13 protein-coding genes and 1 pseudogene are annotated in these 15,939 nt (G+C 70.0%); 6 read left to right on the forward strand and 8 right to left on the reverse strand.

Going from position 1 to position 15,939, the window contains the following annotated elements:
* Window positions 1–18: 18 nt before the first annotated feature.
* Window positions 19–1,116 (reverse strand): threonine synthase, encoded by a 1,098-nt coding sequence (locus tag ACIPEK_RS09650; protein WP_401992960.1) that lies wholly within the window; start codon window positions 1,114–1,116, stop codon window positions 19–21.
* Window positions 1,117–1,528: 412 nt separating this feature from the next.
* Between ACIPEK_RS09650 and ACIPEK_RS09655 the strand changes: the two genes are divergently transcribed.
* The 5 genes from ACIPEK_RS09655 (at window position 1,529) to ACIPEK_RS09675 (ending at window position 6,668) form a co-directional block, all read left to right on the forward strand.
* Window positions 1,529–2,281: a GntR family transcriptional regulator gene (locus ACIPEK_RS09655; protein WP_383075817.1), complete on the forward strand. Its 753-nt coding sequence runs from the start codon at window positions 1,529–1,531 to the stop codon at window positions 2,279–2,281.
* Window positions 2,282–2,631: 350 nt separating this feature from the next.
* A complete protein-coding gene (locus tag ACIPEK_RS09660; RefSeq protein ID WP_401992964.1) occupies window positions 2,632–2,814 on the forward strand; it encodes an SPOR domain-containing protein in 183 nt (60 codons plus the stop codon).
* A gap of 42 nt (window positions 2,815–2,856) precedes the next feature.
* Window positions 2,857–3,261 carry a (deoxy)nucleoside triphosphate pyrophosphohydrolase gene (locus ACIPEK_RS09665; RefSeq protein ID WP_401992967.1) on the forward strand — a complete coding sequence of 135 codons (405 nt, stop codon included), beginning with the start codon at window positions 2,857–2,859 and terminating at the stop codon, window positions 3,259–3,261.
* 235 nt (window positions 3,262–3,496) lie between these two features.
* Window positions 3,497–3,925: an ATP-binding protein gene (locus tag ACIPEK_RS09670; RefSeq protein ID WP_401992970.1), complete on the forward strand. Its 429-nt coding sequence runs from the start codon at window positions 3,497–3,499 to the stop codon at window positions 3,923–3,925.
* Window positions 3,926–4,118: 193 nt separating this feature from the next.
* Entirely contained in the window at window positions 4,119–6,668 is a 2,550-nt protein-coding gene (locus ACIPEK_RS09675) for a SpoIIE family protein phosphatase (RefSeq protein ID WP_401993447.1), read from the forward strand.
* A gap of 84 nt (window positions 6,669–6,752) precedes the next feature.
* On the opposite strand, the gene ACIPEK_RS09680 is transcribed toward ACIPEK_RS09675, so the two are convergent.
* On the reverse strand, window positions 6,753–7,466 hold the full coding sequence (locus ACIPEK_RS09680; RefSeq protein WP_401992973.1) for a PspA/IM30 family protein: 714 nt from the start codon (window positions 7,464–7,466) through the stop codon (window positions 6,753–6,755).
* A 63-nt stretch (window positions 7,467–7,529) separates the two neighbouring features.
* A complete protein-coding gene (locus ACIPEK_RS09685; RefSeq protein ID WP_401993450.1) occupies window positions 7,530–9,629 on the reverse strand; it encodes a TPM domain-containing protein in 2,100 nt (699 codons plus the stop codon).
* 134 nt (window positions 9,630–9,763) lie between these two features.
* Here ACIPEK_RS09685 and ACIPEK_RS09690 point away from each other — a divergent pair, with 134 nt between their 5' ends.
* Window positions 9,764–10,822 carry a hypothetical protein gene (locus ACIPEK_RS09690; protein ID WP_401992976.1) on the forward strand — a complete coding sequence of 353 codons (1,059 nt, stop codon included), beginning with the start codon at window positions 9,764–9,766 and terminating at the stop codon, window positions 10,820–10,822.
* 27 nt (window positions 10,823–10,849) lie between these two features.
* On the opposite strand, the pseudogene ACIPEK_RS09695 reads toward ACIPEK_RS09690, so the two are convergent.
* The 5 genes and pseudogenes from ACIPEK_RS09695 to ACIPEK_RS09715 form a co-directional block, all read right to left on the reverse strand.
* Window positions 10,850–11,167 (reverse strand): annotated as a pseudogene (locus ACIPEK_RS09695) (glucoamylase family protein); the annotation flags it as partial.
* A 274-nt stretch (window positions 11,168–11,441) separates the two neighbouring features.
* Window positions 11,442–12,644, reverse strand: coding sequence for a glycoside hydrolase family 1 protein (locus tag ACIPEK_RS09700; protein ID WP_401992979.1), 1,203 nt, complete (start codon window positions 12,642–12,644; stop codon window positions 11,442–11,444).
* Between the two features lie 110 nt (window positions 12,645–12,754).
* Window positions 12,755–13,663 carry a carbohydrate ABC transporter permease gene (locus ACIPEK_RS09705; protein ID WP_401992982.1) on the reverse strand — a complete coding sequence of 303 codons (909 nt, stop codon included), beginning with the start codon at window positions 13,661–13,663 and terminating at the stop codon, window positions 12,755–12,757.
* Complete coding sequence (locus ACIPEK_RS09710; protein WP_383075801.1) at window positions 13,660–14,652, reverse strand: carbohydrate ABC transporter permease; 993 nt, start codon at window positions 14,650–14,652, stop codon at window positions 13,660–13,662. The genes ACIPEK_RS09705 and ACIPEK_RS09710 overlap by 4 nt, the downstream gene beginning before the upstream one ends.
* A gap of 5 nt (window positions 14,653–14,657) precedes the next feature.
* Window positions 14,658–15,908, reverse strand: coding sequence for a sugar ABC transporter substrate-binding protein (locus ACIPEK_RS09715; RefSeq protein ID WP_401992985.1), 1,251 nt, complete (start codon window positions 15,906–15,908; stop codon window positions 14,658–14,660).
* Window positions 15,909–15,939: the final 31 nt, after the last annotated feature.

Consider the following 15,939-nt stretch of genomic DNA (forward strand, 5'->3'; position numbering starts at 1 on the left):
GAACGGCCGTCGGCCCCGTCAGCCGGCGAGGCCCGTTTTGAGGCCTGCGCCGCACAGGGGCACGACGACGCTCCGGTCCGTCCAGCCGCCGACCGCAGCCCAGCAGGCGACGCCCGTCGTCTCCACGTAGAACCCGCGGGCGGCCAGATCCAGCTGTGCCGTGCGGATCTGATCCTCGGTCACCGTGAGGAAGGTGCCGCCCGATTCCCGTACCGCGGCCAGGATGGCCCGGGCGCGCGGCGGGCGGGGGATGGCGATGCCCTCGGCAAGGGTGGGGGTGGCCGCGCCGGCCGGGGCGTCGAGCAGTCCGTCCGCCTCGGCGTGGAAGGCGGCGGCCAGCGGGGACACGGCCTCGGCCTGTACGGCGATCAGCGCCGGGCGTTCGTCGATCAGCCCCTGGGCGTGGAGTTCGGCGGTGGCCAGGGCCGCGCCGAGGAGGAGCGTGCCGTTGCCGACCGGTACGGCGATGGCGTCCGGGAGGCGGCCGCCGAGGTCCTCCCACATCTCGTACACGTAGGTCTTCGTGCCGTGCAGGAAGTACGGGTTGAAGACATGTGAGGCGTAGAAGGTGCCCGGGGTGTCGGCGGCGGTACGGGCGGCCAGCGCGGTTGCCTCACGGTCGCCGGGGACGATCTCCAGGCGGGCGCCATGGGCCCGGATCTGCTCGGTCTTCTTCGGGGACGTGCCCTCGGGGACGTACACCGTGCAGGGGAGCGAGGCGCGGGCGCAGTACGCGGCGACGGCCGTGCCCGCGTTGCCGCTGCTGTCCGCGATGACGCGCTCGGGCGAGAGGCGGCCGGCCAGTTCGGCGAGCATCACGGCGCCGCGGTCCTTGAAGGAGAGCGTCGGCATCAGGAAGTCGAGCTTGGCCGTGACCGTGCCGGTGAGCGGAACGAGTGGGGTGCGGCCCTCGCCGAGGGTGGCCGTGGGTGCGGCGAGGGGCAGCGCCTCTTCGTAACGCCACAGTGAATTGACGCGCCCGGTCAGGGAGTTGAGCGAGAGCGGCCCGGCGACCTCGAAGTCGAGGTCCCAGGGGCCGCGGCAGACCGGGCAACACCAGGTGAGGGTGGTGGTTTCGGCGCGGGTGCCGTCCTGCGGACAGAGATACATGGCCATGCCCGTCAGCATGTCAGGCGTGTGGCGGCTGAGTGGCGAAGGTATGGCACACGTTGACGCACCCTTGTGTGATCCCCCACGGATCGGTCCGTCTTTCGCTGTCGGAGCGACCGGATCTGGCGCTTGATGTACTGACAAGGGTGCCGTCCGGGTGCCGCAATTCGTGCGGGTGCAGGGCCCCGGTGGCCGGCGCGGGTGCCGTGGCGGGCCGGCCGAGGCCGTTGCCGCCGCCCGTGACGCCCGCCCGGCCCTGACCGCAGAACGGGGGCCGAGGTCTCTCCGGTGGCCGGCGGCGGGATATGCGCGAGGTCGCGATGAATCATCACTTCGGGTGAAACTCTGGCCTGCGCTTGCGATTCACAACCGACGGTTGCCAGGCTGTTGCAGACTGTCAACCTGTTGGGAGTGGCCTGTGACTTTCGGTGAGCAGCCCGCCTATCTGCGCGTTGCGAGCGATCTGAGAGAGAAGATCGTCAACGGTTCGCTGCCGCCGCATACGCGCCTGCCGTCGCAGGCCCGTATCCGCGAGGAGTACGGAGTCTCGGACACCGTCGCGCTGGAGGCGCGCAAGGTGCTCATGGCCGAGGGTCTGGTCGAGGGACGTTCCGGCTCCGGCACGTATGTGCGTGAGCGCCCGGTCCCGCGCCGGATCGCCCGCTCCGGCTACCGGACCGGAGCCGGGGCCAGCCCGTTCCGCCAGGAGCAGACGGCGGAGGGGGTGCGCGGGACCTGGGAGTCCCGCAGTGAGCAGGAGGGCGCGAGCGGTGAGATCGCCGAGCGTCTCGGCATCGAACCGGGCGACCGGGTGATGCGTACGAGATACACCTTCCGGGAGGCCGGGGAGCCGATGATGCTTTCCACGTCCTGGGAACCCCTCGCCGTGACGGGGCGTACGCCGGTGATGCTGCCGGAGGAGGGCCCGTTGGGCGGCTGTGGGGTGGTCGAGCGGATGGCCGCGATCGATGTCGTTGTCGATAACGTGGCCGAGCAGGTCGGCGCGCGCCCGGGGCTGGCGGAGGAACTCCTGGCGCTCGGCGGCGTACCGGGCCATGTGGTGATGGTGATCGAGCGTACGTATTACGCATCGGGTCGCCCGGTCGAGACGGCGGACGTGGTGGTGCCCGCCGATCGATTCCGGATCGCCTACCACCTTCCGGTCAGGTGACCGATATCCGGCGGGCGCCGTCCGGCGTCGGTGACGACAAGCCAATGCCCTGCCGGGTCCCGTAACCGAGGGGCGATCACCGGCCGTCATGGCTTGTCATGTCCTGCTCCTTCCGGGCCGATGCCGACGGTGTGTACGGCGACGGACCGGGGACGCAACGGCCGCAGGGGGCGCATCCAACAGGGTGCGCCCCCTTTCTCGTGGCCGGATCGGTATCTCTTTGTGTAATTACGTATCCGTTGAGTGAAGGTCAGGCGTAGGCTCCGGCATATGCGTACTGCGGTTTCCTGGGGATCCTTAGAGACATGCATGCCGTTCGAGGGAGGGGCGCAATGCTGGGGAGGGGCGCGATGAGCGACAACGGTGCCGAGCTCCCTTGGCTGGTGATACGGCAGGACGACAACGGCAATCGCTACCGCGTCGGCAGGTATGCCACACAGGGCGAGGCCCAGAAGACCGTCGACAAGCTCGGCGCCCACGGCCACAAGCAGCTCTATTGGGTGGAGCGCATCGGGCAGAGCGCCCAGCCGTAGAGCGTCCGCAAGGAGCGGGGCGCGGGCGTTACGCTCCAGCTCATGAACGATCGTGTGGTGGTGGCCGGAGCCGTCTACGACCGGGGCCGCCTGCTGGCCGCCCGCCGCAGCGCCCCGCCCGAGCTGGCCGGCCGGTGGGAGTTGCCGGGCGGGAAGCTGGAGCCGGGGGAGAGTGGCGAGCAGGCGCTCGTGCGGGAGCTCCGCGAGGAGCTCGGCGTGGAGACGGAGCCGCTGCAGCGCATCCCCGGTGAGTGGCCGCTGAAGCCCGGGTACGTGCTCCGGGTGTGGACGGCCCGTCTGGTGTCCGGGGTGCCCGCACCGCTCCAGGATCATGACGAACTGCGCTGGCTCGGGCCCGGTGAGAGCGACGCGGTCGACTGGCTGGACCAGGACCTGCCCGCGGTGGCGGAGGCGATGCGCCGCCTGCCGGACGGTGCGCCCCGCTGACGCGGAACGCTGCGGCGAGCGCTGTCGGCATGGATTCAGGCATGGATTCAGGCGTGGATTCCGGTGGCGCGCGCCGATTGCCTCGTGCGCCCCTCTCTCTGTGTACGGCTGTTCGTGCGCGCGGTCATACACCCGTACGCCCCACGTGTCGATCCTGGCGATAGCTCGCCCCGAATATCGGGTATGTCCTGATTAACCCCCGTAAACAGGACGTTCCCGTTGCTGGTCTTGGGAAGTGATCGGCGTGATCGACACCGAAGGCGACTGCGCCGAGTGGACCTTTCCGGCTGTGCCGGGCGCCGTGCGTTCCGCGCGGCATGCCGTCCATGAGGCGTTGCGTGGCTGGGGGCTCGACGCTGCCGTCGGGGATATGACAGTTCTGCTGGTCAGCGAGTTGGTGACCAACTCCATGCAGTACACATCGGGCCCCATCGGCGTACGGCTGCTGCGCCCTCATCTCAACGGTCACGCCCCCGCCGCCCGTCCCGGACTACTCGTGGAAGTCTCCGATCCGCTTCCGGATCCGCCCACCGAACGTGCGGCGGGACCCGATGACGAGGGCGGCAGAGGACTGCAGCTGGTGGCCTGTTCTGCTCGCCGTTGGGGGACCAGACGCGGAAAGACCGGCAAGACCGTGTGGTTCGAGCTGGCCCTGCCTGGTTAGGAGTGGGGTGGGACGCACAGCGATCACCAGAGGTCGGGCAGAACCTGGCTGAAAGGGACTGAGACCGTGCTGTGATCGTGAACGCCGTGTCGGTAGGGGCTGTAGTGCTGAATACTGCGGGCAGGACCGGTCCGGTGTGTGAGCTGGAGGGGACGGTCGCGTGAGCGAAATACCTGGGACAGCGGGCGACATTGTGTGGCAGAGCAGCCCGCCTGGCTCGATCTATGACTACATCAGGGTCGCCTCCTTCTCGATCGGCCCCGACGGCCTGATCGAGCAGTGGAGCCGGCGGGCCGCCGGCCTCTTCGGCGTTCCCGCAGACAAAGCGGTAGGCATGGATCCGGTCGAGGCGTTCATGCCCGCCGAACTGCGCAGGGACGGCCACCGCCGGGTCGGCGAGATCCTCGACGGCAAGGAGTGGACGGGTCTCGTCCCCTTCCGGATACCGGGCGGGGACCCAGTGCACGGGCTCGCCGAGATCTATGTGATGCCGAGCGAGACCGGGACCGGGGAACGCGCCGCGCTCTGCATCGTCGTGGACGTCCGCGCGCTGCGCCACATCGAGACTGACCTTGCTGCGTCACAGGCCATATTCGGCCAATCTCCCTTCGGTTTCGTGCTGTTCGGTACGGACCTCACGGTGATACGGGCCAACCAGCGCTTCGCCACCGTCTTCGGCGGCCAGGCCGCCGACCACCGCGGCCGTACGGTCGACGACTACCTCTCCCGCCCCGAGGCCGACCGGCTCACCGCCACGCTGGAGCGCGTTCTGGAGACCGGCGCGTCCGTCACCGATCTCCAGCTCGTCGGCACCGCGCCCGGCGACAGCGACAACCGCCACTGGTCCATGAACCTCTACCGCGTGCACAGCGGATCGGGCCGCCCCATCGGCATCGCCGGACTGGCCACCGATGTGACCCGACGGCACATCGCCGCCCGCGAGGCCGCCAGCGCCCGCCGCAACCTCGCCCTGCTCAACGAGGCCAGTGCCCGTATCGGCAACTCCCTCGACCTGGAGACCACCGCTCGCGAACTCCTCGATGTCGCCGTGCCCGGCTTCTGCGACCTCGCCTCCGTCGACCTCTACCAGGGACTGCTCACCGGCGACGACGCGCCGCCCGGCAGCTGGGATTCGCTCCGTCAGGAGTCCGTCGGCGGCTCCGCCGAACTGCGCCGCGTCGCCCTGGCCAGTGCCGTGTCGGACGCCCTGCCCGCCACCGCCGCACCCGACACGGCCGGCCCGCCCGCGCTCGGCGCCGTACACCGCTTCTCGTACAACTCGCCCTGTGCCATTGCCCTGCGCACCGGTCAAGTCGAGGATGTGCCCGGCGACGGCCGGGGCTTCGTCCAGTCCACGCTCGCCGTACCGATGGTCGCCCACGACACGGTGGTCGGTCTCGTCCAGTTCTCCCGTACGAAGGGCAGCGAACCCTTCGGCGAGAGAGACCGTGCACTGGCCACCGAACTTGCCGCGCGCGCCGCGGTCTGTATCGACAACGCCCGCCTCTACCGGCGCGAGCACGAGCGCGCACTGATCCTCCAGCGCAGCCTCCTGCCGCCCGGCGACCCCGTGGCCGCCGGCCTGGACATCGCCTGCCGCTACCTCCCCGGCAACACGGCCACCGAGGTGGGCGGCGACTGGTTCGACGTGATCGAACTCCCCGGCCACCGGACCGCCCTCGTCGTCGGCGACGTCATGGGCCGTGGCCTGCGGGCCGCCGTGGCCATGGGCGAACTGCGCACCGCCGTACGGACCCTGGCCCTCCTGGACCTGGAACCGGCCGAGGTGCTCTCCGCGCTCGACGAGGTCGCCCGCGGGCTCGGCACCCCCGGCGGCGGCACCTCCTCGTCCGACGGTTTCGGCGGCGGCGCCCAGTGGCCCTCAAGGGCCGCCCACAAGTCCCGCGAGGCAGACCTCTCCGAGGTCTACCTGGCGACCTGCGTCTACGCGGTCTACGACCCGGTCACCCGGCGGTGCACCTTCGCCAACGCCGGCCATCTCCCCCCTGCCGTGGTCGAGCCGGGCGAACCGGCCATGCTGCTCGACGTCCCGCCCGGGATGCCGCTCGGCGTCGGCGGCGAACCCTTCGAGGAGGTCGAGGTCGAGCTGAAGGAGGGCGCCCTGCTCGCCCTCTACACGGACGGCCTCGTCGAGTCCCGCGACCATCCGCTCGACGAAGGACTGGATGCCCTGCGCGGTGCGCTCATCGAACCGGAACGGCCGCTCGAAGACGTCTGCGACCACGTACTGACCACCCTCGACACCCGGCATGGCGAGGACGACATCGCCCTCCTCATGGCCCGCATCCAGGGGCTGCCGGCCGACGCCGTCGGCGACTGGCGGCTGCCCCGCGAACCCCGCTCCGTCGGCCGCGCCCGCGAACTGGCCCGCGGCCGGCTGATCGCCTGGGGCCTCGAGGAGCTGGTGGACACCACCGAACTACTGGTCAGCGAGCTGGTCACCAACGCCCTGCGGTACGGGGAGGGTGAGATCCGGCTCAGGCTGCTGCGCGACCGTACGCTCGTGTGCGAGGTATGGGACGCGGGTCTCGTCCAGCCGCGGCGGCGGCGGGCCCGCGACACCGATGAGGGCGGGCGTGGGCTGCAGCTGGTCGGACTGCTGAGTGTGGCCTGGGGGTCGAGGCGGACACCGCGCGGCAAGACCGTCTGGTTCGAACTGGCTCTGCCCGACGGGGAGCCGGCCGCCGAGCGCACGGTCGAGCAGCTGCTGAGCATGTTCTGAGCGGTTCGGGAGGCCGCCGAGGGCTCCTGCCCGCCATGGGGCCGTCGGCGGCGCTGCCCCGTCGTCAGCCCGCCGGGACCGTGGTCACGAGGCCGTTTTCAGCGCGGCGAGACGGGCCTCGACCTCGGCGCTGTCGCCCAGGCTGTCCAACTGCTCGAACTGGGCGTCCAGGGACGACGCGGCGAGCTCCTGCTTGCCCAGCGCCTTCGCCTCCTCGCGCCGTACCTTGTCCTCGAAGCGGCTGAGTTCGCTGGTCGGGTCGAGCACATCGATGTTCTTGACGGAGTCCATCATCCGGTTCTGCGCCTGGGCGGACCTGGCGCGTGCGACGAGCTCGTCACGCTTGGACTTCAGCTCCGTCAGCTTGGTCCTCATCTGGTCCAGGCCGGACTTGAGCTTGTCCACCACCTCGGTCTGCGAGGCGATGGTCGGCTCCGCGGTCCTCGCCTCCTTCTCCGACCGGAGCTGACGGCCGAGCGCGACCTTGGCCAGGTTGTCGAACTTGTCCGCCTCCGCGCCCGCCCCGCCCGCCCGCAGTTCGTCGGCCTTGCGACTGGCGGCGAGCGCCTTGCCGCCCCACTCCTTGGCCGCGTCGACGTCCTCCTGGTGGTCCTGTTCCATCAGCCGCAGATTGCCGATGGTCGAGGCGACCGCCTGCTCGGCCTCCGAGATGTTGGCCGTGTAGTCGCGGATCAGCTGGTCCAGCATCTTCTGCGGATCCTCCGCCTGATCCAGCAACGCGTTGATGTTGGCCTTCGCCAGCTGGGTGACGCGGCCGAGGACGGTCTGCTTGGTCATGGCACCTCTCCTGTGTGTGAACGCGTACGAATGAAGCCTTGAGCCGGTGTCCGTGCCGCCGGCTCAGAAGCGGCCGCCGCCGCCCCGCCGGCCGCGCGTGCCCCCGCCGCCGAAACTGCCCGGCCCGCCGCCTCCTCCGTAACCCCCGCCGCCGCGGCCGCCCCCGCCGCCCAGGAGTCCGCCGAGGATGATCCCGCCGAGCACCGCGCCGCCGACCCCGCCGCCCCCTCCCTGCATACCGCCCGGACCGCTTCGGTCCCCGTACGACCGCACATCCTGTTCGGCCAGGCTCCGGGCCTGCCCGGCCAGGGAATCCGCCTGCTGCGCCTGGGCCAGCGCGCCCTGGGGATCGCCGGTCCCGGCCAGTTCACGGGACCGGTCGAGCCGCCGCTGGGCCTCCGCGAGGCGGGTCCGGGCCCGGCTGCCCACGGCTCCGCGGTTGGTGGTGATGTAGTCGGCTGCGGCGGCGATCGCCGAACGCGCGGTGAGCGTCGCCTGGTCGAGAAGGGAGCGGGCCCGCCGGTTGCCCTGCTCCTGCTCGCGGGCGCCGGCCAGCGCCTCGTCGAGCGCCGTATCGGCCTCCTCCACCCTGCGCAGTGCGTCGATGGGGTCGTACGGACCGGCCTGCATCTCCCCCTTCACGTCACCGAGCACCGACTCCGCGCGTGCGATCCGGCCCCGTAGGTCCGCCGTCGGCACACCCTCCGCGGTGCCTTCGAGCAGCCCGCCCGCATCGGCCAGGTCGGTTTCCGTCTCGGTGAGGGCGGCAGGCAGTCTGCCCGCTGCCTCTGCGAGTTCCCGGCTCCGCCGGTCCACGGCATCGACGAGGGTGGTCGCCTGGTCGACAGCGCCCTCGGTGGCCCGTACATACACCGCCGCTGCGGCGTTGTTCCCGCTGTCCAGCGACTGCCGGGCCCGGTTGAGACCGGAAGTGGCGAAGACGAGCCGGTCCTTGGCCTGTTCGATGGCGCCCGCGACCGGCGCGGAGGCCGACTCCGCGTACCGGCTGCGCATCGCTGTCAGAGCGGCCTCGGCAGCGCTGACGCGGCCGGCGAGAGCGCGGAAAGCGGTCTCGGCCGTGGCCAGGGCCTGCGGAGCGTTACGTTCCAGGGCGCGCAGCCGGTCGAAGTCCTCGGACACGGCATCGAGGCGGGTGTTGGCCTCCGTGCAGCGGCTGATGATCTCGTCCAGCATCCGGCGCCGCGTCGCATCGTCCTCGGGAAAGGCGTCGTCCAGCTGCTGGCGCAACCGGAACGCTGCCGTCAGCTCGCCCTTCGCGTAGCTGACGGCCTCGGTGAAGGGGGCTGCGGCCTCCTCACCGAACTGGGCGGTGGCAAAACCCAGTTCCTCCTCACTGGTGCGGACCGCGTCGTCGGTGTCCACCAGCAACTCCTTCGCACGGGCATCGAGCTCCGGCAACGGAGTCGGTGGCCGGGGCGGCGGGCCCGATCCGGCGGAGCCCGGACCCCAGCCGGTCGCACCGGGCGTGGTGCGGGTCGTGGCCCGCCTCCTGCGCCGGGTGTACGCGTAGCCGGCGACCACTGCCGCCCCGCCGACGACGACCACCGGCAGAATCAGGTCCGCGGCACTCGTCCCGCCGGAATTCCCGGTTCCGGGATCGGCGACGCCAGGCGTGATCGTCGGGGTGGGCACGGCCTTGTCGGCCAGCACGGCGGAGTACCCGTTCGCGGCGCCGATCGCCGCGCCGGCCCAGTCGTGCTCCCTGAGCGCGGGCTCGATCGCCGTGCTCGCCACGTCCTGGAGCTGGGTATCGGTGAGGCGTGAGCCCTGTTCGACGGTGTACGCGTACTGCCGGTCGTGGGTGGCGACGGCGAGCAGGACGTCCTCGCGGCCGAGGCCGTTGCGGTTGGCCGTCTCATCGGCCCAGCTCTGCGCGGACCGGCCGGAGAAGTCCCGTACGTAGACCACGAAGAGCTGGATGCGGCGGTCGGCGTACAGCCGGTCGAGCGCGGCCGTGACCTGGCCCCTGCGGTCCCCGAGCGCCCCCACCTTGTCGGTGATCTGCCCGTCCCTGGACAGGGGGACGGGATCATCGGCGCGAGCGGTCAGCGCGGCGGGAAGGGCCAGCCAGCACACCGCCAACAGCACAGCGGGAAGGGCCCGGCCCGGTATGGATATCCGGGTACGGCTCACGAGCGGCATCACGTTTGTGAGGCTATGTCCACCCATCGTCACCCGCGACCGGGCGATCGGGCCCGGAGCCGGGCACGATGGCGTTCATACTGCGACGGCACACCGACATCAGGCATTCAGGAGGGACGGACGTGCGGACGCGGATGAAGCGCATGACTCGGGCCGTACGGAACCGGGCGGCCCGGGTCCGCTGGAGTGGGCTGTGGGGGACCTGGCCGAGACGGATCGCTCTCGGAGCGGTCCTGGTGATCGTGGTACCGGTCCTCACCGCCGGGACCGCCCTGCGGCTCAACTATTCAGGTGACCCCGGCGACGGCACCCGCACCCGTGGCCGCGACGCCATCTGGCTCGGCCACGCCTGGGTCGACGGGCGCAAGGACGACGCAGACCTCGCCGCGTTCGCCGCCCGGATCAAGGGGACCGGGATCAAGGACCTGTACGTCCACGCCGGGCCGCTGGAACACGACGGCACCCTGCCCGCCGCCCGCTACCCCCGGGCGCGGTGGCTGCTCGACGCCGTACACCGCACCCTGCCCGGCATCCGGGTCCAGGCCTGGCTGGGCGACAAGCTCGCCACCGAAGGGCCCGACGGGCTGCGTCTGGAGCGGGCCGCGTCCCGAAGCGCTGTCGTCGCATCGGCGCGGCAGATCCTGGACGCCGGGTTCGACGGCGTCCATTTCGACCTGGAGCCGCTGCACTCCGGCGACGGCCACTACCTCTCGCTCCTCGACGACCTGCGCGGGCTCACACGGGCCCGCGAGGTTCCCCTGTCGGTCGCCGCCCACCAGATGGACCCGCTGCCGGCGGCGCACAGGGTGGTGGGGGCGCTCAGCGGCCGCCAGAAGTGGTGGTCGCAGAAGTTCTTCGGGCAGGTCGCACGCCGGGTCGACCAGATCGCCGTGATGTCGTACGACACCTGGATGCCGCTGGAGGGCATGTTCGGCGGTTACGTCGCCGAGCAGACCGCGCTCGCCCTGGAGGTGACGCCCCCGCAGACCGATCTGCTGATGGGGCTGCCGTTCTTCCACGAGAACGACCTCGGACACCACGAGTCGGCGGAGACGGTCGCGGCCGCGGTCCGGGGCACCAGACTGGGGCTGGGGCGCACGGACCGCGGCCGGGAACGGTTCGGGGTCGCGCTCTACGTCGACTTCGCGGCGCGGGACGGCGACTGGGCGGCGTACCGGAAGGGCTGGAACTGACCTCCGCGCACGCCGCCACAGGGCAGATCAGATGGAGAAACGCTCCTTGGCGAGCAGCGGACGCACCTCCGACTGGAACCCACCGGTCCGGAACGGCCGCTGCAGCCGGCCCGGGCGGAGCGCCTGGGCCGGCGCCGCGGCGATCAGGCCCTGGTCGAGAGCGAGCATGTAGTCACTGACCCGCCCGGTGCCGACGTTGACGGAGTCCCGGAATCCGTATCCGGCGTGGCAGGCACCGAAGTCGCGGTCGAGCGCACGCAGGTTGGCGATCGCCTCGTCGGGCGCGTAGGGGAGGGCGAGGAAGGAGGCGTGCCGGGTGACCACTCCGTTGGTGAACGCGGAGGGGGCGGCAGCAGCTCACCCCTCGAAGAAGAGCCACCGACTGTGGGCGGTGGGCGGATTTCGTTCGTCGGTCGTGATGGAAGGCGCGGGGCGCCGTGACGCGCACGGCATCCGCGCGGGCGCCGCCCGTGGACGGGGCTGGACAAGGGCGGCGCCGCACGCGGACGGAGCAGTGCGGGAACCGGCGTCCGTCAGGTGCCGCCGGTTCCCGCACGGTGGGAGCTGTCAGGTAGCTCCCGGTCGGGGGAGCCGAGGCCGGTCGGCTCGGGGGCCGACGTCAGTCGGCGATGCGCGGCAGTGCGCGCGTGCGGCCCATCTCGCCCAGCCAGACGGCGGACGGCTTGGGCAGGCGCTCGAAGGTCTCCGGGTTCCAGCCGATCAGACCGAAGGCCGGCTTGTAGGAGCCCCACTCGTAGTTGTCGAGCGCGCTCCAGGCCAGGTAGCCCTGGATGTTCAGGCCGTCCTCCAGTGCGGACGCGACCTCGTTCAGCGCGCCGGTGTAGTAGTCGATCCGGCGGCTGTCCTCGTCGGTCGCGATGCCGTTCTCGGTCACGATCAGCGGCACGTCCTTGCCGACGACCTCGGCGGTGTGGCGCAGCGCGTAGCCGACCGCGGAGGGGTAGTACTCCCACTGCGTGAGGGTGCGCTCGACGCCTTCGGGCGTGGGTATGGGGCCTTCGGTGCCGATCCTGGTCCGGGTGTAGGACTGCACACCGATCCAGTCGTCGCCGCGGGCGGCCTCGATGAAGATGTCCTCGCGGGGGTGACGGTAGGCCGCGGTGACCTGCTCGGCGCCGGGCAGGGCCTGGTAGACCTGGTTGGCGATGGTCCAGCCGACCTGGATGCCGGCGTCGATCGCCTTGACCTCCTTGACGGCCGCGTGGTGCGCGGCGATGACGGCCTGGGTGGTCTCGTCGTCGGGGGTCGGCAGTCCGGCGGGCGGGAAGCTGTTGTCGCCCCGCTTGGCCTGACCCGCCATCACGGCGATCATGTTCGGCTCATTGATGGTGCAGACGTGGCTGACGCCCTCGCCGATCACCGGTGCACAGGCCGCGACGTAGCGGGCGAAGAGCTCGACCGCGCCGTCGGCGGTCCAGCCGCCGCGCGCCTCGAACCACTGCGGCACGGTGAAGTGGTGCAGGGTGATCATGGGGCGCAGGCCGCGTTCGACGGCGCCCTCGACCATGCGGCGGTAGTGGGCGAGTTCGGCCCGGGAGAACCGGCCCTCGGCCGGTTCGATCCGCGCCCACTCGATGGAGAACCGGTAGTCGGTGAAGCCCAGACCGGCCAGTGTGTCCATGTCCTCGTGCCAGCGGTGGTAGCTGTCGCAGGCGTCCAGGCTGGGCTCCTGGATGTGGGTGCCCGCGGCGTGCTCCTTGACCCACCAGTCGCTGTTGGTGTTGTTGCCCTCGATCTGGTGGGCGGCCGTGGAGGCGCCCCACAGGAAGCCTTCGGGGAACGGGACCTGGGTGTGAGTCATCGCAAACTGTCTTTCTGGTGATGAAGGGGTGTGGCCGGCGGGGGTGCGGGGTGCGGCCTCGTACGTTTCGGTGGGGCGGCCGGGACGGGCCGGCCTGTCCAGGGGGACGGCTACTTCATGCCGGCCGTCGCGATGCCCTGGGTGAAGTGCCGCTGGAGCGCGATGAAGACGACCAGGACCGGCAGGACGATCAGGAAGGACCCGGCCATCAGCATGCCGTTGGACCCGCCCGCCTTGTTGGGGTCGGTGGCGAAGGTGGCCAGGGCGACCGGAAGCGTGTACTTGTCGGGGTCGTTGGTCGCGATGAGCGGCCAGACGAAGTTGTTCCAGGAGCCCAGGAACGTGAAGATCGAAAGCGTCGCCAGGGCGGGCTTCACCAGCGGCATCACGATCCGCCAGAAGATGTACCACTCACCGGCGCCGTCCATCCGGGCCGCTTCCAGCAGCTCGTCCGGGATCGACTGCATGAACTGCCGCATCAGGAAGACACCGAAGGCCCCGGCGGCGAACGGCAGCACCAGACCGGCGTAGGAGTCGATCAGGTGCAGCTTGCTCATCAGCACGAAGAGCGGCAGCAGCATCAGGTTGCCGGGCACCATCAGGGCGCCGAGAACCAGGCCGAAGATCTTGTTGCGCCCGGCGAAGTTCAGCTTGGCCAGGGCGTACCCGAGCATCGAACAGAACACCAGGTTCGAGACGGTGACCAGCACCGCCACGATGACCGAGTTCATGAAGTACAGCGGCAGATCCAGCTTGTCGAGCAGGTCCCGGAAGTTCTCCAGGGTCCACTCGGTCGGGATCCACACCGGCGGGCTGGCCGTCAGCTCCGCTTGCGTCTTGAAGGCCGAGAGCGCCATCCACAGGAACGGCGCCGACATGATCAGCAGGCCGACCGAGAGCAGGACGTAGACGAGGGGGCGCTTCAGATTGCGGGCCTTCTTCGGCCGGGACGGCTGCATGTCCCCGGGCTTCTTCGACGGCGCCGTCGAGACGGCGCCCGGTGCACTGGTGGCGCTCATTTCGTGTTGTCCTTCAGCAGTCGGAGCTGCAGCACCGTGATGCCCATGATCACTACGAAGAGGACATACGCCATGGCACTCGCATAGCCCATGTGGAAGAAGTTGAAGCCCTCGCGGTACATGTTCAGCGAGACCGTGAGCGTGGAGTCCGAGGGACCGCCCTGGGTCATCACGAACGGCTCCTCGAAGACATTGAGGTAGCCGATGGTCGTGATCACCGTGGCGTAGAGCAGTGTGGGCCGCAGCAGGGGCACGGTGATGCCCTTGAACTCCTGCCAGACACCGGCACCGTCCAGCCGCGCGGCCTCCCGTACCTCGGTGGGAATGGCCTGCAGGCCGGCGATGAAGAGCACCATGACCGTGCCGAGGTTGCGCCAGACCGCCATCGCGATCATCGAGGGCATGGCGAGCGTCTCGGAGCCCAGGAAGTCGGGCGAGGTGAGGCCCACTTCGGAGAAGAGCCCCGCGACGAGCCCGTCGCTCGGGTCGAGCACGAACCGCCAGACCACGGCGACCGCGACGATGGTCGTGACCACCGGTGCGTAGAAGCCGACGCGGAAGAAGGTCCGCGCCCGGTCGATGCCGTTGTTCAGCAGTACGGCGACGAGCAGCCCGAGGAAGATCGTCAGGGGGACGCCGATCACCACGAAGTACGCCGTGTTGAAGAGCGACTTGAGGAACTTGTCGTCGCTGAACAGATTGACGTAGTTCTCGAAGCCGATGAAGTTCGCGTCCAGCGGGTGCGTCACATTGCGCAGCCCGAAGTCGGTGAAGCTCATCACCAGCGTCGCGAGGATCGGGAGCGCCATGAAGACGAGGAAGAGGACGAGGAAGGGAGTGGAGAACAGCCAGCCGGCCAGGTTCTGCACGCCCATCGAGGACTTCTTGCCACCCCGGCGACCTGCGGGCCCGGTGGCCGGGGGCTCGGAAGCCCCCGGCCCGGCCTGCACCTTGGCCGGCTGAGCGGCCTTTGAGGTCATGGTGCGCATGACTCCTACTTCACGAGGCCTTCGATTTCGGACTGGGCCGTCTTGAGAGCGTCCTCGGCGGACGCCTTGCCCTGGGTGACCTTGGCGATGGCCTGGTCGACCTTGTCGGTGATCTCCGTCCAGTTGGACAGCGACGGGGAGGACTTGGCGGTGTCCATCTGCTTCTTGAAGACCTGGAGGCCGGCGTCGTCGGCGAGGTCGCCGGAGGTCCAGGCCGAGGTGTTGGCCGGCAGGTCCTTGGTGCGCTTGTACCAGTCGGCCTGGCCCTCGGTGTCGGTCAGGTACTTGATGAATTCCGTGGCGGCCGCCTTGTGCTCACTGTCCTTGGAGATCACCAGGGAGGAACCGCCGGCCATGGAGACGGAGGACTTGTCGGCGGGCACATTGGCCACCGCCCACTTGCCCTTGATCTGCGGCTGGCCCTCGTTCAGCAGGGTGACGTGCCAGGGGCCGCCGAAGAACATCGGGACGCGGCCGTTGCCGAAGTCCTTCACCACGTCGTAGCCGGGCTGCACGGACTTGTTGGAGAGCCCCTTGTCGAAGTACGAGCCGTACTCCTTGAGCGCCTTGACGGCCTCGGGGCTGTCGATGACGGCCTCGCCCTTGTCGTTGACGATCTCGCCGCCGGCCGAGTACAGGAAGGAGTAGAAGTTCTGCACCGTGTCCAGGCCGCTGGGCTGGATGGACAGGCCCCACTTGGTTCCGGCCTTCTTCTGGTAGGCCGAGGCGAGGTCCTGCATCTCCTTCCAGTCGGTCGGAGCCTTGGTGATGCCGGCCTTCTCGGCCAGGTCGGTGCGGTAGTAGAGGACACGGGTGTCGACGTACCACGGCACGCCGTACGCCTGACCGTCCACCTCGCCCTGCTGCCAGCCGGACTTGAAGAAGTCCTTCTCATTGAACGTCTTGGTGTCGACCGGCTCCAGAACGCCGAGCTCGGCGAACTCGCCCATGTAGCTGCCGCCCATCTGAGCCACGTCCGGCAGGGTGCCGGCGGCGGCCGCGGAGACCAGCTTCTGGTGGGCGACGTCCCAGCCGACCGGGGTCACCTTGACGGTGATGTTCGGGTTGGCCTTCTCGTAGACCTTGGCCACATCTGCGAGCTTCTCGCCCTCGGCCCCCATGGCCCAGACGGTGATCGTCTGCTTCTTGTCCGCGGCGACGTCGTCGCCACCGGAACTGCCGCACGCGGTGAGACCGAAAGTGAGCGCGCCTGCGACTGCGATACCGATCGAGGCGTTTCTGGCGGTGCGGGGCATGGAGGGCTCCTCCTCGAGCAATCCGAATGTA

This window comes from Streptomyces sp. NPDC088246, assembly GCF_044741025.1.
GTDB lineage: Bacteria > Actinomycetota > Actinomycetes > Streptomycetales > Streptomycetaceae > Streptomyces.